Consider the following 23,478-nt stretch of genomic DNA (forward strand, 5'->3'; position numbering starts at 1 on the left):
TACGCAGCAGTGCCAGATCCACGGCACGCCCTCCCCTGTCGGTGCCCTGCCTCCCGGCCCCCCGGCCGCGCCCAACTATAAATATGTCGATAGGTCTCTGTCGCTACCGTGATTGGACACTGACACAGAGTCAACTAGCCTTGGTCGCGCGGTTCTTCGCGCGCGGAACCGAGGGCGGTCCGAGCCACGAGGGGGGAGGCTCGGACCGTCCGTTGTGCGTAGCCGGACACCGACCGGCGTCCGCGGGGAAGGTCACTCGGCCGACTCGTCCAGCGCACGCATCACATCGGCCACCAGGTCCTCCGGGTCCTCGGCGCCCACCGACATGCGGATGAAGCCCTCCGGCACGGCGTCGCCGCCCCAGCGTCCGCGCCGCTCGGCCGTGGAGCGCACCCCGCCGAAACTCGTCGCGTCGTCCACGAGCCGCAGGGCGCCGAGGAAGCGCTCGGCACGAGTGCGCGTGGGCAGCGTGAAGGACACCACGCATCCGAAGCGCCGCATCTGCTGCGCGGCGACCTTGTGCGAGGGATCACCGGGCAGCCCGGGATAGCGCAGCCCGCTGACGTCCGCGCGGGCGCTCAGCGCCTCGGCCAGGGCCAGAGCCGTCGCGTTCTGCCGGTCGGCACGCAGCTGCAAGGTGGCGATGGAGCGGTGCGCGAGCCATGCCTCCATGGGACCCGGGATGGCCCCCACGATCTTGCGCCAGCGGCGCACGGCCGCCATGGCGTCGCCCTCGCGGCCCGCCACATAGCCCAGCAGGATGTCGCCGTGCCCGGTGAGCTGCTTGGTGCCGCTGGCCACGGCGAAGTCCGCGCCCAGCTCCAGGGGCCGCTGCCCGAGCGGTGTCGCGAGCGTGTTGTCGACGGCGACCAGGGCGCCGCGCGCGTGCGCCGCCTCGACCAGCCGCCGGATGTCGCACACGTCGAGCCCGGGGTTGGACGGGGACTCGATCCACAGCAGCCGCGCGCCGTCCAGCAGTTCGAGCTGGGCGTCCCCGCCGGTCGGCGCGGTGCGCACCTCGATGCCGTACGCCTCGAGCTGCTGCCCCGCCAGCGGCAGCGCCTGGTAGCCGTCGTTCGGAAGGACCACCGCGTCTCCCGCGCGCAGTTGCGAGAAGAGCACCGAGGAGATGGCGGCCATGCCCGAGCCGAACGCCAGCGTCTCCACGCCCGCCTGCCCGGGCGCCTCCAGCTCCCCGATGGCCCGCTCCAGCAGCGTCCAGGTGGGGTTCTCGTCCCGTCCGTAGGCGTAGGGGCCGGTCGGTTCGCCCGGCAGGTGGAAGTGGGCGGCGAACACCGGGCCCGGCAGCGTCGGTTCGTGCTTGACCGGCTCGGGCAGCCCGGCGCGCACCACGCGTGTGCCGTCCCGGTCCTGTGCAGGTGAATTGCTCATGCCGCCCGTCCCTCCACTTGCTCCCTTTCCGCGGCGAGCGGGCCGGTGCCCGCCTTCTCCACCATCTCAGACCCCTGGGATCCGCTCAGTCCTCGTCCGGCAGGATCATGTGCAGGGCCCAGGAGACGACCGAGATGATCAGGCCGCCCACGACGGCGGTCCAGAAGCCCTCGACGTGGAAGCTCAGCTGCAGCTTGCCGCACACCCACGAGGTCAGCAGCAGCATCAGCGCGTTGACGATCAGCGTGATCAGCCCGAGCGTCAGGATGAACAGCGGGAAGGTCAGCACCTTCACGATCGGCTTGACCAGGAAGTTCACCAGGCCGAAGACCAGGGCGACGACTATCAGCGTGCCGGCCTCCTTCGCCGTGCTGTCGCCGGTCAGGGTGATCTTGTCGAGCAGCCAGACGGCGACCGCCAGGGCGCCCGCGTTGGCGATCGTCTTGACTACGAAATTCTTCATGTGTCTGATCGTGGCAGACGAGATCGACTACGAATACGGGCGAGGGCGATGAAGGCATTCCGGCTGGACGAACTGGAGGCGGAGCGAGCCGCCAACGAGGGCGCCTACCTTCAGTTCCTGCGGGAGCGGAACATGTCGGTCGGTCTCTACGCGCTCGACGCGGGCGCGCACGACCCGCAGAACCCCCATGGCCAGGACGAGGTGTACTTCGTCGTCAGCGGGCGCGCCTCGATCACCGTCGGCCTGGAGACGACCGAGGTGGCGCGCGGCAGCGTGGTGTACGTACCGGCCGGGGTCGCCCACAAGTTCCACCACGTCAGCGAGGATCTGAGGGTCCTGGTGGTGTTCTCTCCACCCGAAGCCTGAGACGCCGTCTCGGGGTTCCCTAGGGGAACGGTCAGGGGAGGACAAGGGACGCGGACCCCCCGCCGGACCCCTGCCCGCCCCTAGCATCGAAGCAGGACATCAAGGGCCCGCACCTCGACGGCGCGGGCACCGACAGGACCCGGCACTGGGCGGGCGGAGAGGTAAGGACGAGGACAATGCGAGAGATCTTCGCGGGTCTGCCGTGGTGGGTGAAGTGGGTCGCGGTGCCGGTCATCGCCCTGGTCGTGTTCGGCGGCGTGATCGTGAGCGTGGTGGGTGTCGTGATCAGCCTGCTGTTCAAGGTGCTGGTCTTCGTGGCCCTGGTCGGCGGTCTCATCTACATCGTGCGCAAGTTCACCTCCAGCTCGTCCTCGCGCGGCGACTGGTGAGGAATGCGGGGCGCTGGTGACCGGTAACAGGAATCACCGGTTCCCTCGCGGGGGGGAAGTTTCGCGCACGAACGGTCCCTGAGCGGCGACAGGCGGATAAGGTCCGGAATCAACGCGGGGCCGGACCCCGCGAGCGGCGTACACCCCCTCCCCGTGTTCCCCCGCACGGGCTGCCCCCTCGCGCTATGGGAGTGCCCCTTGGCCACGGCTGACACCGCCCCCGCACAACGGCTCGTGCCGCCCGCACCCAGGGCCCCCTCCCACTCGACGGCGCTCCCCGCCCAGCCGCGCTCCTCGGAACCCGCGGAGCGGCCCTGCGCCTCGGTGCCGGAGCAGCAGTCCCAGACCACCCTCATCGCCTCCGTGCAGCGCGCGATGCGCCTGCTGGAGACCGTCGCCCAGCATGAGCACGGCGCCCCCGCCAAGCAGCTGGCCCGCGAGACCGGCCTGGCCCTGCCCACCGCCTACCACCTGCTGCGCACCCTCGTCCACGAGGGCTATCTCCGGCGCGACCGCGGGCTGTTCTTCCTCGGGGAGGCGGCCGAGCGGCTGGGCAGCAGCGGAGCGGCGCAGAAACGTCGCAGCACGATCTCCGGCCTGCTCGCGCAGTGGCGGGATCTGATCGGTGCGCCGGTGTACTACGCGGCCTACCGGGACGGCGAGATCGACGTCATGTGCGTCTCCGACGCCCCAGGCAGCCCGGCCGTCGAGGAGTGGGCCGACTTCCGTGAGACAGGGCACGCGCACGCGATCGGCCAGTGCCTGCTGTCCCAGCTCGACGACGGCGCCCGGCGTGACCACCTCGACCGTCATCCCGTGCGTTCCCTGACTCCGTACACGGTGCGTGACGACCACGCCCTGCTGCGGCGCCTGGCGGGGCTGCGGTGTACGGAACCGGTCACCGAGCGGCAGGAGTACGCGCTCGGGACGGTCTGCGCGGCCGTCCCCATCACGGTGGGCGCGGTCGCGGCCACCGTGGCCCTGTCCCTGCCGGCCCGCCAGGCCGACCGGCTGATGTCCGCGGCACGGCAGCTGCAGAGCGAGGTCGGACTGCACCTCGGCGCCCTCGCGGTCTCTATCAGTATCTGAAAACTCACTCCTTGTGATCTGCCATGCACGTTCAGCAAGATGCCACAGTGTCACGGGGACGATTCCCGGCCAGTCGACGGCAGATCACGGGGTAGCGATGCGCGAGTCCGTACAGGCAGAGGTCATGATGAGCTTTCTCGTGTCCGAGGAGCTCTCCTTCCGCATCCCTGTGGAGCTGCGGTACGAGACCTGTGATCCCTACGCCGTACGGCTCACCTTCCACCTCCCCGGGGACGCCCCCGTGACCTGGGCCTTCGGCCGGGAATTGCTGATCGACGGGGTGGGCACGCCGTGCGGGGACGGCGACGTGCGGATCGCGCCCGCGGACACCGACTCGCTGAGCGAGGTGCTGATCCGTCTTCAGGTCGGCGGGGACCGTGCTCTGTTCCGTTCCTCCACGGCGCCGCTGGTGGCGTTCCTGGACCGAACGGACAAGCTGGTGCCGCTCGGTCAGGAGGGCGCCCTCGCCGACTTCGACGCCCACCTCGACGAGGCCCTGGACCGCATCCTGGCCGAGGAACAGAGCGCGGGCTGAAGCGTTACGGCAACAGCGCGTGCACGGCGTAACGCTTCACCGCCTGCCGGACCGACGCGAAGTGACGGCATGGGGCTCTGACGCCCTGACAGCGGCGCCGTGCCACCGGCGCCGCCTGAAGGGCCCGCCGGTCACCGCTTGCGCCGACGTCCCCGGCCGCCCCGTGACGGCGCCGGCACGGCCGCCGGCGTCGTGGCCCGCGCGGGCGCCGGGCGGTCGGCGGAGACGACGAGGGCGGCGAGAGCCGTCGTGACCGGCACCGAGGCGACCAGGCCGATCGAACCCACCAGCGTCCGCACGATCTCCTCGGCGACCAGCTCACTGTTGGCCACGGTCGCCACGCCGCTCTGCGCGATGGAGAACAGCAGCAGCAAGGGAAGCGCGGCGCCCGCGTACGCGAGGACGAGGGTGTTGACGACGGAGGCGATGTGGTCGCGTCCGATCCGGATGCCCGCGCGGTACAGCCCGCGCCAGCCCATCGCCGGATTGGCCTCGTGCAGCTCCCACACGGCGGACGTCTGCGTCACCGTCACGTCGTCCAGGACACCGAGCGAGCCGATGATGACGCCGGCCAGCAGCAGCCCGCTCATGTCGATCGACGGATACAGGCCGTGGATCAGACCGGTGTTGTCGTCGGTGTTGCCGGTCAGCGCGGCCCACCCGATGAACAGCGAGCCCAGAACGCCGATCAGCACCAGCGAGATCAGCGTGCCGAGCACCGCGACCGACGTGCGGGCCGACAGACCGTGGCACATGTACAGGGCGATCAGCATGATGGCGCTGGATCCCACCACCGCTACGAGCAGCGGATTCGATCCCTGCAGGATCGCGGGAAGCACGAAGAGGCTGAGCACCAGGAAGCTGATGGCCAGCGCGATGAGCGCCATGACCCCACGCATCCGCCCGACGACCACGACGGCGAGCGCGAAGACGCCGGCCAGCAGTGCCACCGGGAAGCGCCGGTTGACGTCCGTGACCGAGTACTGCAGATCCCTGGGCGCCGAGGGCTCGTAGGCGACCACGACCTTCTGCCCCCGGTGCAACTGCCGTGGCTGGTCCGGCTGCACGATCTCGGTGAAGGTACGGCCCTTGTCCTTGCCGGTGTCGACCCGGATCGTGGCCTTCTTGCAGTCACCGGAGGACCGCGCCTGCGTGGGTGAACTCCCGGACGCGTTCACGGACTTGCAGCCCACCTCGACCACGTCCACGACCGTCGCCTGCTGCGTCTGCCGGTCGAAGCCGACCCCAGTGCGCTGGTGCGAGGGGGCGCCACCGGGCCACAGCACCGCGAGACCGACCAGTACCGCCGCTCCGAAGGGGATCAGGACGGCCGCGATGACCTTGCGGAGGTGCTTGGAGACGGGGGCGGCGGGCCCGTGGCTGTGGCTGTGCGAGTGCCCGTGCCCCTGCCTGTGCCCGTGTCCGTGCCCGTGCCCCGGATCCGGCCCCTGCCCGTGCGGAGGCTGCTGCCCCGGTCCGGGCCGGCCACCGCCGTCCGGATCGTGCGGGTGCGGGAACTGCTCTGTCGTGGTCACCGCCCGATCATCGCAAGAACGGCGGAGGCCCACTGTTCACCGCGCCACACATGGCGCTAGCGTGGAGGCACCTTTGCACACGCGGGAGCTCGGAGCACCGGGCTGAGAGGGCGCTGACCTTCGTCTTCGCGATGTTTCACGTGGAACATCCGCTGTTTCACATGAGACACCGACAGACGATTACCGCTGCGTCGACCGCCGAACCTGTTACCGGGTAATGCCGGCGTAGGGAGTAGGTCTCATGACCAACAAGGACGCACGCACGCCTGCCTCCGCTCAGGACGAGACGTCCCAGGAGGCCGGGAAGTCCATCGGCTGGCACAAGGCGTATGTCGAGGGCTCGCGCCCCGATCTGCGGGTGCCGGTCCGTCAGGTGCACCTCACCAATGGGCAGTCGGTCACTCTGTACGACACATCGGGCCCGTACACCGATCCACTCGTCGACACCGATGTCCGCAGGGGTCTGCCGCCGCTGAGGGAGAACTGGATCATCGGCCGCGGCGACACCGAGGAGTACGCGGGCCGCCCCGTCCGTCCCGAGGACGACGGCGTCAAGCACACCTCCCCGCGCGGAGGGCTGCGCAACCTCGACGCGGTCTTCCCGGGCCGTCCGCGTCAGCCGCGCCGCGGACGCGACGGCCGGGCAGTGACCCAACTCTCCTACGCGCGCCGTGGGGAGATCACGCCGGAGATGGAGTTCGTGGCGGTCCGGGAGAACGTCTCTCCCGAGGTCGTCCGCGAGGAGATCGCGGCCGGCCGCGCCGTGCTGCCGGCCAACGTCAACCACCCGGAGATCGAGCCGATGATCATCGGCAAGCGGTTCCTGGTCAAGGTCAACGCCAACATCGGCAACTCCGCGGTGACGTCCTCCATCGAGGAGGAGGTCGAGAAGATGACGTGGGCGACCCGATGGGGCGCCGACACGGTGATGGACCTCTCCACCGGTCGCAACATCCACACCACCCGCGAGTGGGTGCTGCGCAACTCCCCCGTCCCCATCGGCACGGTGCCGCTCTACCAGGCGCTGGAGAAGGTCGACGGCCGGGCCGAGGAGCTGACCTGGGAGATCTACAAGGACACCGTCATCGAGCAGGCCGAGCAGGGCGTGGACTACATGACCGTTCACGCCGGCGTGCGCCTGGCGTACGTCCCTCTGACCGCCAACCGCAAGACCGGCATCGTCTCGCGCGGCGGCTCCATCATGGCGGCCTGGTGCCTCGCCCACCACAAGGAGTCGTTCCTCTACGAGAACTTCGAGGAGCTCTGCGAGATCCTCGCCGCCTACGACGTCACCTACTCCCTCGGTGACGGCCTGCGGCCGGGCTCCATCGCGGACGCCAACGACGAGGCCCAGTTCGCGGAGCTGCGCACGCTCGGGGAACTCAACCGGATCGCCAGGCGTTTCGAAGTACAGACCATGATCGAGGGCCCGGGACACGTCCCGATGCACAAGATCAAGGAGAACATCGACCTTCAGCAGGAGATCTGCGATGAAGCTCCGTTCTATACGCTCGGCCCGCTGACGACGGACATCGCCCCGGCGTACGACCACATCACCTCGGGCATCGGCGCCGCGATGATCGCCTGGTGGGGCACGGCCATGCTCTGCTACGTCACACCCAAGGAGCACCTGGGCCTTCCCAACCGTGACGACGTCAAGACCGGCGTCATCACCTACAAGATCGCGGCCCATGCGGCGGACCTCGCCAAGGGGCACCCCGGTGCGCAGGAGTGGGACGACGCACTGTCCGACGCCCGCTTCGAGTTCCGGTGGGAGGACCAGTTCAACCTCGCCCTGGACCCCGACACGGCCCGCGAGTTCCACGACGAGACCCTCCCGGCAGAGCCCGCCAAGACGGCCCACTTCTGCTCGATGTGCGGTCCGAAGTTCTGCTCGATGAAGATTAGCAAAAGCATCACAGAGCGGTTCGGTGGTGCGGCGGCTGAGGGCGCGTCGGCGGAGGAGATCGCCGAGGGGATGCTCCAGAAATCAAAGGAGTTCGCGGACGCGGGTAACCGGGTGTACTTGCCGATCACGGACTGACGTGAAGGTGCGAGCGGTCGGCCCATGTTCTCGGCGCGCATACGTGCGCCCGTGGCTGCTCGAGTCCCGGATCCCGGAAATGATGGCTGCGCACCCTGGCCTGCGCTTTTCGCCTGCCACAGTGTGGATCTTGAGCGAAAACTCGAAAGTGCCTTCCGAGCTGGGGTGATGAGGCTTGTCTAAGGTCTCCGTCGCTCCCGAGCCTGGTCGACCGACCGCTTATTCAAGCCAAAATCGTAGGATCTATTAGATCGCGCTCTGTCTAAGATCAGTCTCGTGTATGGTTACTTAACACGCAAGTGACGAATCGACACAGTGAGCAGTCAGGGGGCATGCGGAATGGTAAGTCGGATTACTTGGTCGATCGTTGGAGTGGGGATTATGGCGGCATCATGCATCACTCCTGTTGCCGAGGCAGCATCTAATCCCGTGGCGCAACGAAGTTGCGCATCGGCGGTTAACTACACTCTGACCGTTCTTGGTCGTTCAGGAATCACTGGTCTTTCCAGGGATCCGCGAACTCTATACAAGCAACTCGGCAATCTCCTTACCGAGGTGCAAGGCCCTATGCTGGAAACGATCCGAGGTCTAAGGGTGGAGGTCTACAACAGTTGCTTTAAGAGTTAGATGGGCCAGGAAGCGTGCTCAACGGCCTCCTACGGGACGTCAAGCATGTACCGATAATAAGTGCGCTGAAGGGCTGCGAGCGTCGGGAGAACGCGACTTCGCCCGCCTGAAGCAATGAGCCTTTTCAGTGTGGCCACCGATCGGGTGACGACCTTGGTGCCCGCAACAGACAGGGCTCCCGTGCCGTTGGATGAGGTGCTCGAAGTCTCAACCTGCCGGTCCGGGAGCCCTGTTGGTTCCCTATCCGGCCGCACTCGACCTGCCTCATGCGCTGGTCGAGTGCGGCAGAATACGGAACCAACGGTTTCGGCGCCTATGGGTTGAGACTTCGAAAACCTCCCCCAACGGCACGGGAGCCTCGTGTGCTTCGCACACCACCAGCGTCACCCGATCAGTGGCCGTGCTGGAAACGCTCACTGAGCGACTACACCCCGTCGACGTTCTCGTAGATGCGGTGATTGTTTGGGAAGCGGTATTCGGAACCCGCATTGAAATCGCGTTTCGCGTCTGTGGCTCTTTGGTCCATTGTTTCGTAAATCGCCCGGTGATCGCCTTGTGTGAAGCAAGCGAAAGCTGTTTATGCTCTGTGAAGCAAAATTCTTCATGACGTGAGGGGCATCAAACCGGAAAAAGCCAGAACATTCGCGCACTCATTGAAAGTGGGCAATAACTGCTAAACATTGGCGACAGCGGCAAACGAAGCGAGTGGAGCATGCTTGACTAAAGCCCCCGTTCGCGGACCCTCAGCTGTGCACGCCACCGGGACAGAACTCAGTAGCCGCCGGCTCGCTCCGCCCCCTATCCGCTCGATACCGTCGTTGCCTGTCTGGCGCAGGTCGGGTTGGTCACCCGTAGGCGTGCGCTGGTTGATCGCGTGCGACTAGGGGAGCTGGTTCGGGCATGGCGGTTGGCGCTGCTCGGTCGGAAGAGGGGTTCACGTCGGCGAGGGCTGCGCGGGTGATGAGTGCCGCGTGCCGGGCGGCGGGGCTGGATGGCGGGGGCGCGGAGTTGATCCGGCTCGGGGAGAACGCTCTGTTTCGCCTGGCGTCGGTGCCTGTGGTCGTGCGTGTGGCGCGGGGGGAGGAGTGGCTGCCCAAAGCGCGCATCGAGGTGGCCGTGTCTCGGTGGCTGGCGGGCGAGGGGTTCCCTGGTGCGCGCATCCTCGATGACCTGGAACAACCGCTCTTGATTGATGGCCACCCAGTGACCTTCTGGCATCTCATCCGTGAGGGTGACCGTAAGGCGACGTACGGGGAGCTGGGGGGCATCCTGCGAGACCTGCACTCGATGACGCTGCCGGCCGGGGTGGAGTTCCCCTCGTTCGACCCCTTCGGGAAGCAAGAGCTGCGGATCGACCGGGCCCCGATCCCGGAGGATGACCGGGTCTTCCTGCGGAAGCGCTGGCGTGAGCTGCGTGATCAGTTCGAAGAGCTGAGCTTTGAGACTCCCAAGGGCCCTGTGCACGGGGACGCTCACGTGCAGAACCTCATGGTGGACGATCAGGGACAGGTCATCCTGATCGACTTTGAGGCGTTCTGTTTCGATCACCCGGAGTGGGACCTGATGGTCACCGCGACGGAGCATCACAGCCTTGGGTGGCAGACCGACGAGCAGTACGCCGACTTCGTGCGGGCGTACGGGCGGGACCTGTACGACTGGCACGGCTACGACACGTTGCGACGGCTCCAGGAGTTCGGCATGACGACGTGGCTCATGCAGAACGTGCGGGAGAGCGAGAGGACGGCTGCCGAGTACCGCCGGCGCATCTCGGCCCTGCGCAACGATGACGCGCCGCGCGACTGGCGGCCGTGGTAGTCGTTACTCGTCGTCGTCCAGCCGGGCGAGTGCCTGGCTCACCCTCTCGTTGAACGCGACTACGGCGGGATGGGCCGCGTGCGCGCTCACCTCCGCCTGGAAGTCGGTGACGTAGCGCTGGAAGCGTGAGGACTGGAGGGAGTCGCCGCCGTCGACGGCGAGGCTGGCGGTGGTGAGCGCGGCTTCCAAGTCACCATCGAGAAGCTGGCTTTGGGCGAGCACCATGCGGCAGAAACCGAGGGTTCGCGCGTATGCCGGGTCGGTGCTGTCGACGGCGCGCTGTGCCTGCTCGACCGCTTCCCGGCGCATCCGCAGATCGCGGAAGCAGTGGCAGAACTCGCCCGTGAGTTCCGCTTCGTCGAAGTAGCTCAGCCACGCCGGGTCGTCGGCGTTGTCGGCCTGACCGAAGTGGCGTTCCGCCTCGTTCATCGCGCGGGTCGCGCCGGCCTTCTCGCCCGCGTTGGAGAGGGCTCGGGCTTCCATGGCCCAATAGTTGGCCATGGCGCGCGGGGTGGCTCGGCCCTTGGCGCCCTCGACGGCAGCGCGGGCGAGTTGGATTGCCTGGGCATGGTGGCCGAGATAGTTCGCCTGGTGGCTGAGGTTGCCGAGGATGCGGGCGCCGAACATGCGGTCGTCGATGACCTGTGTCAGACGGAGAGTGGACGACAGGTAGCGGTGGGCGAGGCGGTGGTTTCCGGTGTCGTACGCGGTCCAAGCGAGGAGCTGGGAGACCTCGGCGGCGGCGCTGAACAAGGCGGTGCCGACCTTCGCGCTGTAACTGACGTCCAGCAGGGGCAGGACTTCGTGGCGGAAGTAGTGGCGTAATGCCTTGTGGCCGTGGCCTCCGCCGTACTTGAAATCGAGCTGCATGAACATGCTGGCGGCGTCTCTGATCGCGCGTACGTCGCGCATGCCGACGCGTTGGCGTCCCGGGCGGTCGGCCTGGATGCCGTCAGGGCGCGCGATCATCCATGACAGGACGGCTGAGCTGAGGTCACCGTCGGCGATGACCAGCTGATCATCGACAGGAGCCCCGACGCTTTCGTCGGCAAGGGTGCCGAGTGTGGCGAGCACTTCCGGAACGGTGCCCGGGTAACCGACCGGCTGCGGGGCGGTGGGTCGTGCGTGGTTGAAGAAGCCGAGATCGCCGGGGGTGACGCGGCGGCTTAGCTTGGCGCTCAGTACGTCCGCCATGATTACTGCCGTCTGGGGCTGGATGCCGGCGCCGTCCCGCCATCGCTGTACGGAGACGTGCGTGGTTCCAAGGGGGATGCCGCGTGCGTTGGCGGTGTCTTTCATGCGCTTGGCAAGGCCCTTGTTCGAGACCTTGGCCTGCTCCATGACGGCGATCAACTGCGCGTTCGGCTCTCGGTTCATGCTCCCCTGCCAACCCGAGAATGACGGCGAGTGTTCATCGTGTCACAGCAGTATCAACCGTGGGGGTTCATTGATGAACCCCCTTGCTCTTTGCCGGTGTTCACGTGAACCCCCTGGTGAACGCTCCCGGTCATGCCTCCTTCGCCGTGTACTGGCTTGCGTGAATCAAGCGGCGCCGTGAGGGCCGTGGGGCCTCGGAAGGGGAAGTGATGGACGCGGGGAAAGCCGAACGGCTGGCGGGAGAGCTGGACGCTTACGCGCACTGGTTCGTGAAGCCGGAGCCGTTCTCCGACGGTCACTTCCTGACGTTGACGCTCTTCGCCGAAGTCGGCGATACGGCGCGCGTCGCTCGGGACATGACGGCCGTGTTCCTCCGGGGCGCCGGCGCCGATGCGGTCGTGGATGACGCACGGCTGGCCGTTTCTGAACTGGTCGGCAACGTGGTGAACCACGCCGTACCGGATCGGCACCTGTCCTCCCCCGGCGGCTGCCGACGCATCGACGTGATCTTCAAGGTGTGGCCGAAGTGGCTCTTCATCGGTGTCGCCGATGAGGACTCGACTCCGCCGCTGCTCCCTGTGGGAGAGGTCTTCTTCCCGGGGCTGCTCGGAGAGCTGTCCGAGGCGGTGCTGCCCGACAGCGGTCGCGGACTGCTCATCGTTCAGCGGCTCGCGGCGGCGGTCTGGTGGACGCCGGAGGAACGCGGCGGCAAGACGGTCTGGTGCCGCTTCGACCTGAACGGCGGCGCGGAATCCGTGCCGCATTGATGATCTCCGGGCTGCCGCCCTGTTGCGCTCCTTCGCGATCGGGAGCGGGCAGCGGCCCGGTAACCGGCCGGAGTCTGACCCCTCCGGCCAGGGCGCGGCTCCTCCGGAGTTCCCGGGAGCTCCCCTCCCGGCCGGGGAGCCGCGCCTGACAACCACAAACCGAGACCGGGCCACCCCATCAGCCCTGGAAAGCGAAGGGTGGCCCGGCTGGGAACACGGCGGTTCCCGGTGCCTGATGGTACCGGGGCCGTCGTGCTGCTCGTCCGCCCTGGGCCAAAGAGAGTTGATGATCCGTTACCTAGATCAGGGCAGAGGTGGGCAAGGTGACTGGCTCGGGTGAGAGCTGGCTGGGCGACGGTCTCGATGACGTCGCGGAGAACGACTGCGGCTTGTGGGTGCCGGGGGTCGACTACGTGCAGGGCTGGCGGGCGGCGCGTGCGGCGGCCGACCGGTTGAACCGTGCCCTCCTCGGAGTGGGCTTCGAGTTGTCCCTCGTGCGGGCGGTCGCCTCGACGGACGGGGACGGACGCGGGGTCGTACGGCTGGCTGGCCGGCCGGAAGCAGCGGAGCTGCTCGCCGGGCTCCTGGAGGTGCTCGCCAACGGCAGCGGCGGCGCGGCATGAGGGGGCCTCTCGCCGGTGAGCGGCGCGCGTGGGCACGTCGCCTGCCGGAGGGACTTTGGGCGGTAGCTGCCATGGGGCGAGTGAACAGGGGGCCCTACGCTGGCCCGGCGAATCGGGCAGGCACTGGTCCTGCCCGCGTATGTGCCCGATGGGCCCCCTGTTCTTCGAGGCTCGCCCCATGGGAGCTGCCTAAAGTCTCGGAGGCCGGCGACCCCCGGCCGACCGCGCCCCGCATGCGACGGCCGGTCGACGCCTCGACTCCCTGGGCGTACTGCGGTGCGGGGCGCCCGGCGACCGGACGGGACCGGCGGCCACGCCGCACGCCCGGCCGGGGCGGCCCGGCGGCCCGGCGCGCCGCAGGCGCGCCCTTGAGGAAGTGAAGGCGGTTTCGACCGATGCATCTCGTCCTTCACGCCTGGCGGCGTCGGGCGGCCTGCTTGTCGGCGGTGATCCGGTAGGCGATCTCGGCACGGTCCGCACCGACGCGGAGTTCTTCGATGACCAACGGGCGGTCGTCGGTGCCGTGCGCGACACGGGCCAGGTGCAGGATCGGAGTCGCGTCCGGAAGCCGAAGTGTGGCGCGCTCGTCGGGCAGCGGCATGCGGGCGCGGACTGTCTCCGACCACCACAGGGCGTGCCCGTCCTGGGTGAGCAGTCGGTAGACCTCCTCCGGGCGCTCGGAAGGCTCCTTCCCCAGCAGCGGGACGGCTTCGGCTACCTCGAAGGGGATCAGGGTGCGGTGCATGGCCCGGGTGCCGGTGTCCGGATCGATCAACAGTCGGTCACAGCCGAAAAGCGCTTCCTCCTCGGCGAGTTGCAGCAAGCGGCCCGTGGCCTTGGTGGTGCGGGTGCGGTACGTGGCCGGCTCTTCAGCCTCCTCCCATGTGTCGCCGTTGGGCATGGTGAACCGGCCGTCGCTGGTGCGGCTGATGCGGCGCTCGATGGTGAGCGCGGGCTGGCCGTCGGAGCGTACGAAGCTGCCCTTGCCGTGCCGCACATCGATCAGACCTTCCGCGCGCAGTGCGGCGATCGCGTTGCGCACGGTGGGGCGGGAGACCCCGTAACGCGCGATCAGTTGGGACTCCGACGGCAAGGGGGAGTCGGGCGCGAACTCACCGGAGAGGATCGCTTCTCGGATGGCGGCGGCCACCTGTTGGTAGAGGGCTCCGGGGCGCTGAATCTCCGTCATCTCGGCTTCTCCGGTTCGGTGTCGTAGGCACGTCGCACGCGCGTCATCACTCGTCAGCATAAGTAGTTGCACCCCCGCCGTACAGAGCTCCATAGTCGTAACTCGTAAGGACAAGTGACGTCCGGATATGCCGGGCGTCCTGATTGGCCAGGGAGGCCGAAGAAACATGCAGTCCATTCCCGTGGACACGGCGCGGCTGGGCGTACTGCGGTGCGCCATCGCGCCGGAAGCGAAGATCAGCAACCCCGAGACACAGGAGGTGAAGAGGGACCGGGACGGCAACCCGGTGTTCACCGTGGCCGTCACCGTGCGGCAGGACAGGCGGCGGATCTCCGTCATCGAGATCGCGGTGACCGGTGAACCCAAGGGCATCGAGGAAGGACAGATCGTCAAGGTCACCGGACTGACGGCGTTCATGTGGGCCATGGGCGACCGGCACGGCGTCAGCTTCCGGGCCGACGCGATCACGCCTGTGCATGGCGGTACTGCCGCGCACGGCAAGGGCGGTGATGCCTGATGGGGCCGATCCTCCTCGCCTTCGCGCTCGCGGTGCTGGCCTGGATGCTCGTCGTCGGTGACCTGGTGCGCCGGCACCGTCCGGCCTGGCACTGGTACCTGGTCGGCTACCCCGTCACCGCGTGCCGGGTGGTCTTCACCTGGCGCAAGGTCGCCATGCTCAATGACCTCGCCGTCACCCGTCGTCCGCCCCGCGGCTTGCTCGGTGACCTGGTGGTCAAGGGGGATCCGGTCCGTCCGATAGCCCCGAGAGCCTCGTTCCCGCGAGCCACCCGGCTGGGGCTGACGGTGACCGTGCGTCTGCACGCCGGCCAGACCCCGGCGACGTACATGAAGGCGGCTGATGCCCTGGTCCACGCGTGGCGGGTGTACGCGGTGCGGGTCACCTCGCCGGAACGCGGCATGGTGCTGCTGGCCGCGATGGCCACGGACCCGCTCCAGCTGCCCGGGTTAGCCACCGCCCCCGCCGAACTCCTCTCAGCGCTCATCGGTGCACTGGAGACCGGCGGCGCCTGGGTGATGAACCTCCGGCTCGTCCCGCACTGGCTCATCGCCGGGGCCACCCGCTCCGGCAAGTCCACCCTGCTGGCCCGGCTGATCACCCAGCTCGCCCCGCAACACGTGGCCCTGGTCGGCATCGACTGCAAGGGCGGTATGGAACTCGGTCTGTTCGCCGGGCGGCTCAGCGCGCTCGCCACCTGCCGACGCGAAGCGGTCGCCGTGCTCTCCGCGCTCGTCGTCGACATGCAGGAACGGATGAACGCCTGCCGCACGGCCGGCGTGCGCTCGGTCTGGGAACTGCCCGACAAGCTACGGCCCGTGCCGGTCGTCGTCCTGGTCGACGAGATCGCGGAACTGTACCTGTCCGACGGCACCCGTGAGAGCAAGGCGGAAGCCGAACAATGCTCCACGCTCCTGCTCCGCATCGCCCAGCTCGGGGCGGCACTCGGCCTGCACCTGGTCGTCGCCGGGCAGCGTGTCGGGTCCGACCTCGGCTCCGGTGTCACCGCGCTGCGGGCTCAGCTCGGCGGCCGTATCTGCCACCGCGTCAACGACCCCGGCACGGCAGAGATGACCCTGGGCGATCTCAACAAGGACGCCGTGGCCGTCGCCCAAGCGATCACACCGGAGGAACGCGGGGTCGCCGTGTGCACCGGACTGGACGGCGGTTGGAGCCGTGCCCGCTCGCACCTGACCCCCACGGATGAGGCCGTCGCGACGGCCCGGAGGTACTCCGCCATGACCCCGGAACTGCCCGCCGTCGTCCGCGCCGTGGCGGCGCTGGAAGGAGAGAACAAGTGATCAGCGAGGGTGCAGCGTTCACGTTCGCGGTGGTCTTCGGGATCATCACCGTTCTCCTCGTCCGCTCCCGCGACGTGCGGGTCTGGGAAGCGATCTGCGTCGGCCTTTTCGGCCTCTACCTCGGTCAGACCCCCGTGGTCTACACCGTGCACGGCCTCGTCACCTGGGTCATCAGCGGCTTCTCCCACACCTGAGCAGAGAGGACACACCACCATGCCCATGCCTCGCGTGAGGTGCCCGCACTGCAAGGGCGACGGAGCCCGGAGGACCTGGACCGGACGGCTGCGCCGCTGCCGCGTCTGCCGGGGCACCGGAACCATCCGCTGACCACACCCGCCCACCGACCCGAGCAAGAGAGGTGGTCCCCATGACCGACCACGCACCACCCACCACCCCCTGTGCCGCTACGGCGGCCCACCCCGGAAGGTCACCACCATCACCCCGGAGATCACCCCGGCTGACAGGCGCGCCGTCCTCGACCGCGCGGCGCGCCTGCGTCAGCTATCCGAAGTAGACCGTGACGCCATCCGCATCGCCCAAGATCCGCACTTCTCTCGCTGGCTGGAGCAGATCACCGCTACCGGCGGCTGCGCCCACCCCGTCCACCTCTCCGGCTCCACCACCACCCTGGACGGCACGACCGGCGAGATCCTCCGCCAGTACGACACCCGCGACGAACCCGGCGAACGCCTCCTCGTCCGCTGCCGCAACCGCCGGGCAACCGTCTGCGCCCCCTGCTCCCGCCTCCACGCCGGCGACACCTTCCACCTCGTCCGCGCGGGCCTGATGGGCGGCAAGAACGTCCCCACAGCCGTTCGCAACCGGCCCCGGCTCTTCGTCACCCTGACCGCGCCGTCCTTCGGACCCGTACACCGGGCCGGGGAACGCTGCCGTCCTCGTCGTGACGGTGGCGCGTGCGAACACGGGCGCCCCCTGGGCTGCGGCACCGAGCACGCTGCGACCGACCCCCTCATCGGCCAACCCCTGTGCCCTGACTGCTACGACTACAACGGACACGTCCTGTGGCACGCGCACGCATCCAAGCTGTGGGACCGGTTCGTCATCGACGTCCGGCGCCGCCTGGCCTCCTCCGTCGGCCTCGTACAGTCCGGCTTCGCCGACCACGCCCGACTGTCCTTCGCACGCGTCGCCGAGTACCAGAAACGGGCGGCCGTCCACGTGCATGCCGTCATCCGCCTCGACGGCCCCGACGGACCGACCGACGAACCCCCGGCCTGGGGCACCACCGACCGGCTCACCGACGCCGTACGCGCGTCCGCTGGGCGGGTCCTGGTCCGCACCCCGTACAGCCCGTCGGTGGGCGAAATCGTCTTCCGCTGGGGTGCTCAACTCGACGTCCGCCCGCTGCACGCTGACAGCGCCGGGTCCGGTGATGACGCGGTAGCCGCGTACGTCGCGAAGTACGTCACCAAAGGAGCGAGCGAAACAGGCGCCGGCACCGACCACAAGGTCACAACCCGGGCCGACATAGACACGGCGCCGGTGAGCGAACACGTCCGCACCCTCATGCGCACCTGCTGGCGCCTCGGCGGCCTGCCTGAGTACGCATCCCTGCGCCTGCGCACCTGGATCCACAGCCTCGGCTACCGCGGCCACATCCTCACCAAATCCCGCGCCTACTCAACGACGTACGCGGCCCTGCGCGCCGAACGCGCTCAGCACGTCGGTCATACCGAGATCCCTGGCGCGGTCACCGATTCGCACTGGCGCTACGTCGGCTCCGGCCACACCCCTGGTGCCGCGCTCATCGCGGCCGGAGTGGCAGAGGACGTGGCCATCAATCGAGCGGCGGCGGCCGAATCCTCTCAGCCGGGCGGTGGTGCTGTCTGAGTACTGCGCGGAGGGAGCCGAGCAAGGCGGAGCGAGAGCAGGCGGCGGTGCGAGCGTGGATCAATCGTCAGTTACGCGACTCTCCCCCACTCTCCGACGATCAGCTTCGGAGCGTGGGGGAGATCCTGGGACTTCGGCTCATTCGGAGGTCCGCCACACGGGCTTGAGCAGTTCCGGATCGAAGGTCTTGTTGCCCTTGCCACCCGGTACGGCGATCACCGCGCTCAGCACCTTCTTGATCGCCTCCCGCTTCTGCGTGAGCGTCTTCGACTTCCACGACTTACGGATGTCGTCGGTGGCCTCCTCGGCCTCCGCCCTCAATGCCTCGTGGGCCTTCTGGTCGGCACGCAGTTCCTTGATCCGGCGTTCGAGGACGGGGAGATTGCGGAAGAACGTCTCATCGTCGACGTCCGTGTCTTCGTCGTCGTGCCATCGGCGCTCAAGCTCCCTGCGGCTCTTCAAGGCACGTTCCAGCGCATCGGCCTTGTCCCAGTCCGGCACGTCCTGGGCCTTGTTTGCCGCGTCATGCTCGAGCTTGGCGATCACCAGCTCCTCAATGGCATCGTCTGCCTTGTCGCCACGCTTGTAGGTCTTGTTGCAGCCACCGTCCACGGTCTTCTTGCACATGTAGGCGTGCTCGTACTTGAGCCAGTCGTTCGCCTTGATCCCGATCATCTTGTTGTTGCAGACCGTGCCGTCCTCCAGCACGTGGCCGCAGCGGAGGATGCCTGTCAGCAAGTACTTGTGAACCAGGCCACCACGTGGCATGCCCGTTCCGCCACCACGCTCCCTGATCTTGGCCGTCACAGCGAACCATTGCTTCGGCGTGATGACGGGCTCCCACTCGCCCACGATCGGCTGGTCGTCGCCGTCGCGGACAAGCTCTCCCTTGATCTCGCGGTACCCACAGAGCCGTGCGTTCATCAGGACCTGCTTGACGGTCTGGTACTGGAAGGGGTTCCCACGGCTCGTGAGGTATCCGGCTTCCTTCCACTGCCGTGTGATCTCGGAGATGGAGGCGCCGGCAATCACGTCGTGCACAGCCTTCCGGATGGCGTCTGCCTCCTTCTGGCGCAGCGTGATCTTGTCGTCTTCCCACCCGAAGGGGCGCCACGCCGAGACGGACTGCCCACGGATCGCCCGGCTGCGATGGCTGTTCCGGCTCCGCCGCTGCTTCTTCCTGGTCTCGCTGAGGGACATGGCGACTCCCACAAGTCCCTTGATCTCGAACCCCTCGGCGTACAGGTCTTGGATGCCGTTCGAGTCGTGGTAGACGCGCCCTTCGTGTGAGGTGAACGCCTTCAGGTACCGCTCCCAGTCGCTCGGGCGCCGGTACAGGCGGTCGTCGTTCACCGCCATGACGCCGTGGATCGGGTATCCCTCCGGCGTCGTGCCCGTCGTAAGGTCGGTGAGCAACTGCTCGAAGTCGTCGCGAACGACGCTCTCCTTGCTGGCGCTCTTGTCGTTGTCCGTGTACCGGTAGACGACCAGCCACCCGAACCGGCGTGCGGCCTCCGTCATGTCCCGGTGCTGGTCCTCGATCCCGTGGGCGTCCTTCACCCGGCCGTCGAACGAGATCCGCGCGTAGCAGACCACGCACTTGAGGTTGGGATCAGCGGCCAGCATGGCGCGTACCTCCTCGACGGACGGCAGTCCCTCCGGCACGCCACGCAGCTTGCTGATCACCTCTTCGCGCTTGCCCACGGTGTCCCCCCTCGGTCCAAGTCTGGGCTGCTGGAACGACCGTAGCGCATGTGGCGGTTCTAGTAATGCTCTACTCGATGAAGATCTCGCAGGACATCCGCCGGGAACACGGGACCACGCCGGTGGAGATCGAGGAGGGCATGGCGCAGAAGTCGAAGGAGTTCGCGGCGGCGGGGAACCGGGTGTACCTGCCGGTCACGGAGTGAACCGACCGCGGTGAACCCGCCGTGGTCCCGGCCCGGCCGGGCGGCGGACCGTCACTCCGGCTGGTGCTCGGGGCCTCCGAAGTCCGGGCTGGTGAAGTCCGGGCTGGTGTAGCTCGGGCGCGCGCCCGGGAGCCCGTCGTCAGGGCTGCTGAAGCCCGGCCGGTCGTAGCCCAGTTGCGGGATGCGGCCGGCCGGCGCCGAGGGTGCCGTGGGACGCACTGCGGCCGAGCCGGGGTCGGCGAGCGCGTCGCGCAGGAAGGGCAGGATGCCTCGCTCGAGCAGGGCGTCGTGCCAGGCCTCCCTGGCGCGGGTCACCTCCTTGCCCAGTTCGCCGTAGGGCCCGGCCTCCAGCGAGGGGCGGTTGCGCAGGGCGGTGAGGAGCAGACCGACGGCCGCCACGAGGATCGCCGCCGCGGTCAACGCGCCGAACACCCAGCCGGTGGTGATCATCGTCTGGGCGAAGGCGGGGGCCGGGTCGAGCATCTTCAGCGCGTAGCCGACGAGGAGGAAGAGGGCCGCGGCGACGCCGGCGAGTACGGGTGCGAGGACGGCCACGACGGCGCCCGCGCCCGCGCCGGTGGTCTCGGCGACCTCCCCCACGGCGGCGGCGAGCGACACCGTGGCGCCGTCCGGTTCGGCGGTGCCGGGCCCGCGCAGGGTCGGCCGGGCGGCGTCGGCCGGGCGGCGGAGTTCCTCGCGGATCTTCACGTAGTGCTGGTACTCGCTCGCCGCGGCCGCCGTTATCAGGGCGGTGGCGTTGAGTGCCATGGTGCGCAGTTGTTCGGGGTTGAGCCGCTGTCCGACGGCGGCGAGTTCCGGGCGGTGTGGGGCGGAGCGCAGCGCCTCATCGAGGATCCGCTCGTATTCCTGGCGGTCCTCGCTCAGCAGGTGCTGCGGAACGCTGTTCATGTGCATCCCCCGATGCTCCGTAGGGCTTGGGGCTCGCATGGCGGCGAGCCGTCGGGCAGAAACGGAGGGGAGCCTGCTACGGATAAGCCGATGGTAGAGCCGTGACGGCGCGCGGTGACAGGGGGTTTCCACAAATTGGCCGTCGGCCCGGGCGGCCCTCGGGTGCCGGCCGGCGCGCTCGGATGCGCCGGTGAACGGTCAGCCTTCCAGGGGAAGTTGCTGGACCAGCAGCTTTCCGGCCATGGTCACGCCGCCGTCCATCGCGATGGCGAGTCCGTCGGCGTAGACGTGCGGCCCCTCCACCACGGGGCCCGCGGTGTCCTCGCCGTCCTCGGAGCCGACTTCGCCCAGAAGGTAGGGAATCGGGCTGTGGCCATGAACGATCCGGGTGCCGCCGTACGTATCGAGCAGGGAGCGCACGGCGTCGGCGCCGTCGTCGCGGAAGGAGAAGCGTTTGGTGAACTTGCGGAAGAGATCCCAGACCTCGTCCGCGTCGTTGCGGGTGAGCGTCTCGCGGACGGTGTCGTTGACCGCCTCGATCGAGTCGCCGTAGTCGAGATAGGCGGTGGTGTCGGAGTGGACGAGCAGATAGCCGTCGACCTCCTCGACGGCGTCCAGACGGGCCATCCACTGCAGGTGGTGGTCCTGGAGGCGGTCCATGTCCGACTTCTGCCCGCCGTTGAGCAGCCAGGCCGCCTGGAAGGTGGCGGTGCCCGCGCCGGAGTTGACGGGGGTGTCGCCGAAGCGTTTGGCGCCGAGCAGCAGCAACTCGTGGTTTCCCATGAGGGCCTTGCAGTAGCCGCCGGCTGCGGCGGCCTCCGCGGACAGCCGCATCACCAGGTCGATGACGCCGATGCCGTCCGGGCCGCGGTCGGTGAAGTCGCCGAGGAACCACAGCCGCGCCGTGCCCGCGCACCACTGGCCGGCGGCGTCGACGAGGCCCTTCTCCTGGAGGGCGGCGACCAACTGGTCGAGATAGCCGTGCACGTCTCCGACGACGTACAGCGGGCCGGATCCGGTGCCGGGCTGCGCCGCCGGGGCCGGGGCCGGGTCGACGGTCACCTGGACGGTGTCGGTGCGGTTGATGACGGGCAGGTCGCGCTGGGTGGGCGTGTACGCGTCCGGGTAGCCCTCCGGAGCCGCCGGGCGGCCCTCCTCGACGGGCGGGGCGGTATCGGCGGCGCGCGTCGTGCCGGCGTACGGGCCGGTCTCGGCCGGGCGCGGGCCGCCGTCGTAGGGGCCCGTCTCGGCCGGGTGCGGACTGTGGGCGTACGGACCGGTCTCGTTGACGTACGCGGGCACCCGGAAGTCGCGCAGCGTCGCCGTGCGCTCCATCTCGGGCCCCTGACCGGCCCCCTGAGTCATCGACCCCTCCACCATCGCGCCGCATCTGCACCGCTTCGGACTGCCTGGTCGCAGCGGCCCGCGGTGTCGTGGGCCCATCATAGGAATGCGGATCGCGCCATGTGATGACCCAGGGGTGGTGAATCGGAGCAGTCCTCAGGTTCACCGGGGCTTTCGCCCCGATTGGGCACTCTTCGGCGGTCCCACGACCGGCTGTTCGTCCTGCTCCTTCGGTGCGTCTACCGCCCCTCCGGCGCGCGCGGCGGGCTGACGGTCGTGCGCGGCGGCCGCCGCTGGGACGACGTGCGCACGATCAGCTCGGTCGGTATGACCTGCTCGACCGGCTGGTCGGAGTCGACGCCCTCGATGGCGTCGATCAGGAGCTGGACCACCGCCGTGCCGATGCGCCGCGGCTTGAGGGACAGGGTGGTGATGGGCGGCTCGGTGTTGGCGTAGACCGTGGACTCGCTGCAGCAGACCAGCAGCAGGTCCTCCGGGACGCGCAGGCCGTAGCGGCGGGCGGCGGCGAGCAGGTCGGTGCCGTTGGGGTCGAACAGTCCGTAGACGGCGTCCGGGCGGTCGGGGCGGGCCAGCAGCCGGTCGGCGGCGACGGCGCCCGCGCAGGGGTCGTGGGCCGGATAGGCCTCGTACACCGGGTCCTGGCCGACGCGCTCGCACCAGTGCAGGTAGGCGGTGGTCGACAGGTGGGTGTACGTGTCGGTCGTGGTGCCGGTGAGCAGGCCGATGCGGCGGGCGCCGGCCTCGGCGAGGTGGTCGAGGATGTCGAGGACGGCGGCCTCGTGGTCGTTGTCGACCCAGGCGGTCACCGGGAGGGTGCCGGCCGGGCGGCCGTCGCTGACCACCGGTAAGCCCTGGCGGACCAGCTCGCTGACGACCGGGTCCTGGTCGGAGGGGTCGATGACGACCGTGCCGTCCAGTGCGACGTTCGACCAGACGTCGTGGCGCGAGGTCGCGGGCAGGATCACCAGGGCGTAACCCCGGGCGAGCGCGGCGGAGGTGGCGGCGCGGGCCATCTCGGCGAAGTAGGCGAACTCGGTGAAGGTGAAAGGTTCATCCCCGTACGTCGTCACGGTCAGGCCGATGAGGCCGGACTTGCCGGTACGGAGGGTCCGGGCCGCGGCCGAGGGGCGGTACCCCAGCCGGTCGGCGACCTCGCGCACATGGCGTCGGGTGGCGTCCGGGAGCCGGCCCTTACCGTTGAGGGCGTCGGAGACGGTCGTGATGGAGACTCCGGCGGCGGCGGCCACGTCTCTGATGCCCGCTCGGCCCGGCCGGCTGCCTCGACGGGAGGTTTCCGCGCGGCTCACCTGGTGCTTCCCTGCTGCTGTCATGGCGAGCCGATAGTAGGGCTCATGCGGTGGGGTAGTGCGGACGCATATGCACGCGTTGACAGGCACGTTTCTGCATGGTCATC

22 protein-coding genes are annotated in these 23,478 nt (G+C 68.7%); 13 read left to right on the forward strand and 9 right to left on the reverse strand.

The features are described from left to right. Nucleotides 1-252: 252 nt before the first annotated feature. Both IE249_RS27040 and IE249_RS27045 read right to left on the reverse strand, forming a co-directional pair. On the reverse strand, nucleotides 253-1,392 hold the full coding sequence (locus IE249_RS27040; RefSeq protein WP_189708810.1) for a cystathionine gamma-lyase: 1,140 nt from the start codon (nucleotides 1,390-1,392) through the stop codon (nucleotides 253-255). 85 nt (nucleotides 1,393-1,477) lie between these two features. Next, nucleotides 1,478-1,855, reverse strand: coding sequence for a phage holin family protein (locus IE249_RS27045; RefSeq protein ID WP_189708812.1), 378 nt, complete (start codon nucleotides 1,853-1,855; stop codon nucleotides 1,478-1,480). 48 nt (nucleotides 1,856-1,903) lie between these two features. Here IE249_RS27045 and IE249_RS27050 point away from each other — a divergent pair, with 48 nt between their 5' ends. The 4 genes from IE249_RS27050 (at nucleotide 1,904) to IE249_RS27065 (ending at nucleotide 4,234) form a co-directional block, all read left to right on the forward strand. After that, on the forward strand, nucleotides 1,904-2,221 hold the full coding sequence (locus IE249_RS27050) for a cupin domain-containing protein (RefSeq protein WP_189708815.1): 318 nt from the start codon (nucleotides 1,904-1,906) through the stop codon (nucleotides 2,219-2,221). Between the two features lie 176 nt (nucleotides 2,222-2,397). Then, nucleotides 2,398-2,610, forward strand: a complete 213-nt coding sequence (locus IE249_RS27055; RefSeq protein WP_189708817.1) for a DUF5326 family protein — start codon at nucleotides 2,398-2,400, stop codon at nucleotides 2,608-2,610. 198 nt (nucleotides 2,611-2,808) lie between these two features. Continuing rightward, a complete protein-coding gene (locus tag IE249_RS27060; protein WP_373304457.1) occupies nucleotides 2,809-3,699 on the forward strand; it encodes an IclR family transcriptional regulator in 891 nt (296 codons plus the stop codon). Between the two features lie 97 nt (nucleotides 3,700-3,796). After that, nucleotides 3,797-4,234, forward strand: a complete 438-nt coding sequence (locus IE249_RS27065; protein WP_189708819.1) for an SsgA family sporulation/cell division regulator — start codon at nucleotides 3,797-3,799, stop codon at nucleotides 4,232-4,234. Nucleotides 4,235-4,365: 131 nt separating this feature from the next. Here IE249_RS27065 and IE249_RS27070 read toward each other — a convergent pair whose 3' ends face one another. Further along, nucleotides 4,366-5,769, reverse strand: a complete 1,404-nt coding sequence (locus IE249_RS27070; protein WP_229859353.1) for a YibE/F family protein — start codon at nucleotides 5,767-5,769, stop codon at nucleotides 4,366-4,368. A gap of 241 nt (nucleotides 5,770-6,010) precedes the next feature. Between IE249_RS27070 and thiC the strand changes: the two genes are divergently transcribed. Together thiC and IE249_RS27080 are read left to right on the forward strand one after the other, a co-directional pair. Beyond that, nucleotides 6,011-7,813, forward strand: a complete 1,803-nt coding sequence (thiC, locus tag IE249_RS27075) for a phosphomethylpyrimidine synthase ThiC (RefSeq protein WP_229859355.1) — start codon at nucleotides 6,011-6,013, stop codon at nucleotides 7,811-7,813. 1,527 nt (nucleotides 7,814-9,340) lie between these two features. Further along, nucleotides 9,341-10,255 (forward strand): phosphotransferase enzyme family protein, encoded by a 915-nt coding sequence (locus tag IE249_RS27080; RefSeq protein ID WP_189708823.1) that lies wholly within the window; start codon nucleotides 9,341-9,343, stop codon nucleotides 10,253-10,255. 3 nt (nucleotides 10,256-10,258) lie between these two features. On the opposite strand, the gene IE249_RS27085 is transcribed toward IE249_RS27080, so the two are convergent. Then, complete coding sequence (locus tag IE249_RS27085; RefSeq protein WP_189708825.1) at nucleotides 10,259-11,632, reverse strand: NsdA family TPR-like regulatory protein; 1,374 nt, start codon at nucleotides 11,630-11,632, stop codon at nucleotides 10,259-10,261. Nucleotides 11,633-11,841: 209 nt separating this feature from the next. Between IE249_RS27085 and IE249_RS27090 the strand changes: the two genes are divergently transcribed. Both IE249_RS27090 and IE249_RS27095 read left to right on the forward strand, forming a co-directional pair. Beyond that, nucleotides 11,842-12,399, forward strand: a complete 558-nt coding sequence (locus IE249_RS27090) for an ATP-binding protein (RefSeq protein WP_189708827.1) — start codon at nucleotides 11,842-11,844, stop codon at nucleotides 12,397-12,399. A gap of 323 nt (nucleotides 12,400-12,722) precedes the next feature. Next, nucleotides 12,723-13,022: a hypothetical protein gene (locus tag IE249_RS27095; protein WP_189708829.1), complete on the forward strand. Its 300-nt coding sequence runs from the start codon at nucleotides 12,723-12,725 to the stop codon at nucleotides 13,020-13,022. A 409-nt stretch (nucleotides 13,023-13,431) separates the two neighbouring features. On the opposite strand, the gene IE249_RS27100 is transcribed toward IE249_RS27095, so the two are convergent. Beyond that, complete coding sequence (locus tag IE249_RS27100) at nucleotides 13,432-14,211, reverse strand: GntR family transcriptional regulator (protein WP_189708831.1); 780 nt, start codon at nucleotides 14,209-14,211, stop codon at nucleotides 13,432-13,434. 166 nt (nucleotides 14,212-14,377) lie between these two features. Here IE249_RS27100 and IE249_RS27105 point away from each other — a divergent pair, with 166 nt between their 5' ends. From IE249_RS27105 to IE249_RS27120, 4 genes are all read left to right on the forward strand, one after another. Further along, nucleotides 14,378-14,728 (forward strand): SCO3933 family regulatory protein, encoded by a 351-nt coding sequence (locus IE249_RS27105; protein WP_189708833.1) that lies wholly within the window; start codon nucleotides 14,378-14,380, stop codon nucleotides 14,726-14,728. Continuing rightward, nucleotides 14,728-16,029, forward strand: a complete 1,302-nt coding sequence (locus IE249_RS27110; protein WP_189708835.1) for an FtsK/SpoIIIE domain-containing protein — start codon at nucleotides 14,728-14,730, stop codon at nucleotides 16,027-16,029. Before IE249_RS27105 ends, IE249_RS27110 begins: the two co-directional genes overlap by 1 nt. Further along, a complete protein-coding gene (locus tag IE249_RS27115; RefSeq protein ID WP_189708837.1) occupies nucleotides 16,026-16,223 on the forward strand; it encodes a hypothetical protein in 198 nt (65 codons plus the stop codon). The genes IE249_RS27110 and IE249_RS27115 overlap by 4 nt, the downstream gene beginning before the upstream one ends. A 298-nt stretch (nucleotides 16,224-16,521) precedes the next feature. Further along, nucleotides 16,522-17,880, forward strand: coding sequence for a replication initiator (locus tag IE249_RS27120; RefSeq protein ID WP_189708947.1), 1,359 nt, complete (start codon nucleotides 16,522-16,524; stop codon nucleotides 17,878-17,880). Nucleotides 17,881-18,018: 138 nt separating this feature from the next. Here the strand turns inward: IE249_RS27120 and IE249_RS27125 are convergent, their stop codons facing one another. Further along, on the reverse strand, nucleotides 18,019-19,584 hold the full coding sequence (locus tag IE249_RS27125) for a recombinase family protein (protein WP_229859357.1): 1,566 nt from the start codon (nucleotides 19,582-19,584) through the stop codon (nucleotides 18,019-18,021). A gap of 50 nt (nucleotides 19,585-19,634) precedes the next feature. On the opposite strand from IE249_RS27125, the gene IE249_RS27130 reads away from it, so the two are divergent. Continuing rightward, nucleotides 19,635-19,790 (forward strand): thiamine biosynthesis protein ThiC, encoded by a 156-nt coding sequence (locus IE249_RS27130; protein ID WP_229859380.1) that lies wholly within the window; start codon nucleotides 19,635-19,637, stop codon nucleotides 19,788-19,790. A 51-nt stretch (nucleotides 19,791-19,841) separates the two neighbouring features. On the opposite strand, the gene IE249_RS27135 is transcribed toward IE249_RS27130, so the two are convergent. From IE249_RS27135 to IE249_RS27145, 3 genes are all read right to left on the reverse strand, one after another. Then, nucleotides 19,842-20,705 (reverse strand): hypothetical protein, encoded by an 864-nt coding sequence (locus tag IE249_RS27135; protein WP_189708839.1) that lies wholly within the window; start codon nucleotides 20,703-20,705, stop codon nucleotides 19,842-19,844. Nucleotides 20,706-20,897: 192 nt separating this feature from the next. Beyond that, nucleotides 20,898-22,079 (reverse strand): metallophosphoesterase, encoded by a 1,182-nt coding sequence (locus IE249_RS27140; RefSeq protein WP_268249724.1) that lies wholly within the window; start codon nucleotides 22,077-22,079, stop codon nucleotides 20,898-20,900. Between the two features lie 203 nt (nucleotides 22,080-22,282). After that, nucleotides 22,283-23,395: a LacI family DNA-binding transcriptional regulator gene (locus tag IE249_RS27145; RefSeq protein ID WP_189708843.1), complete on the reverse strand. Its 1,113-nt coding sequence runs from the start codon at nucleotides 23,393-23,395 to the stop codon at nucleotides 22,283-22,285. Between the last annotated feature and the right edge of the window lie 83 nt (nucleotides 23,396-23,478).

The organism is Streptomyces anandii JCM 4720 (assembly GCF_014650655.1).
Lineage (GTDB): Bacteria > Actinomycetota > Actinomycetes > Streptomycetales > Streptomycetaceae > Streptomyces > Streptomyces anandii.

Bases quoted from the DNA above. Each gene is read 5' to 3' on its own strand.
- IE249_RS27140 (WP_268249724.1), bottom strand. From the start codon at position 22,079: ATGGTGGAGGGGTCGATGACTCAGGGGGCCGGTCAGGGGCCCGAGATG.
- IE249_RS27080 (WP_189708823.1), top strand. From the start codon at position 9,341: ATGGCGGTTGGCGCTGCTCGGTCGGAAGAGGGGTTCACGTCGGCGAGG.
- IE249_RS27135 (WP_189708839.1), bottom strand. From the start codon at position 20,705: ATGCACATGAACAGCGTTCCGCAGCACCTGCTGAGCGAGGACCGCCAG.
- IE249_RS27065 (WP_189708819.1), top strand. From the start codon at position 3,797: ATGCGCGAGTCCGTACAGGCAGAGGTCATGATGAGCTTTCTCGTGTCC.
- IE249_RS27145 (WP_189708843.1), bottom strand. From the start codon at position 23,395: ATGACAGCAGCAGGGAAGCACCAGGTGAGCCGCGCGGAAACCTCCCGT.
- IE249_RS27085 (WP_189708825.1), bottom strand. From the start codon at position 11,632: ATGAACCGAGAGCCGAACGCGCAGTTGATCGCCGTCATGGAGCAGGCC.
- IE249_RS27045 (WP_189708812.1), bottom strand. From the start codon at position 1,855: ATGAAGAATTTCGTAGTCAAGACGATCGCCAACGCGGGCGCCCTGGCG.
- IE249_RS27050 (WP_189708815.1), top strand. From the start codon at position 1,904: ATGAAGGCATTCCGGCTGGACGAACTGGAGGCGGAGCGAGCCGCCAAC.
- thiC (WP_229859355.1), top strand. From the start codon at position 6,011: ATGACCAACAAGGACGCACGCACGCCTGCCTCCGCTCAGGACGAGACG.
- IE249_RS27040 (WP_189708810.1), bottom strand. From the start codon at position 1,392: ATGAGCAATTCACCTGCACAGGACCGGGACGGCACACGCGTGGTGCGC.
- IE249_RS27100 (WP_189708831.1), bottom strand. From the start codon at position 14,211: ATGACGGAGATTCAGCGCCCCGGAGCCCTCTACCAACAGGTGGCCGCC.
- IE249_RS27110 (WP_189708835.1), top strand. From the start codon at position 14,728: ATGGGGCCGATCCTCCTCGCCTTCGCGCTCGCGGTGCTGGCCTGGATG.
- IE249_RS27055 (WP_189708817.1), top strand. From the start codon at position 2,398: ATGCGAGAGATCTTCGCGGGTCTGCCGTGGTGGGTGAAGTGGGTCGCG.
- IE249_RS27105 (WP_189708833.1), top strand. From the start codon at position 14,378: ATGCAGTCCATTCCCGTGGACACGGCGCGGCTGGGCGTACTGCGGTGC.
- IE249_RS27090 (WP_189708827.1), top strand. From the start codon at position 11,842: ATGGACGCGGGGAAAGCCGAACGGCTGGCGGGAGAGCTGGACGCTTAC.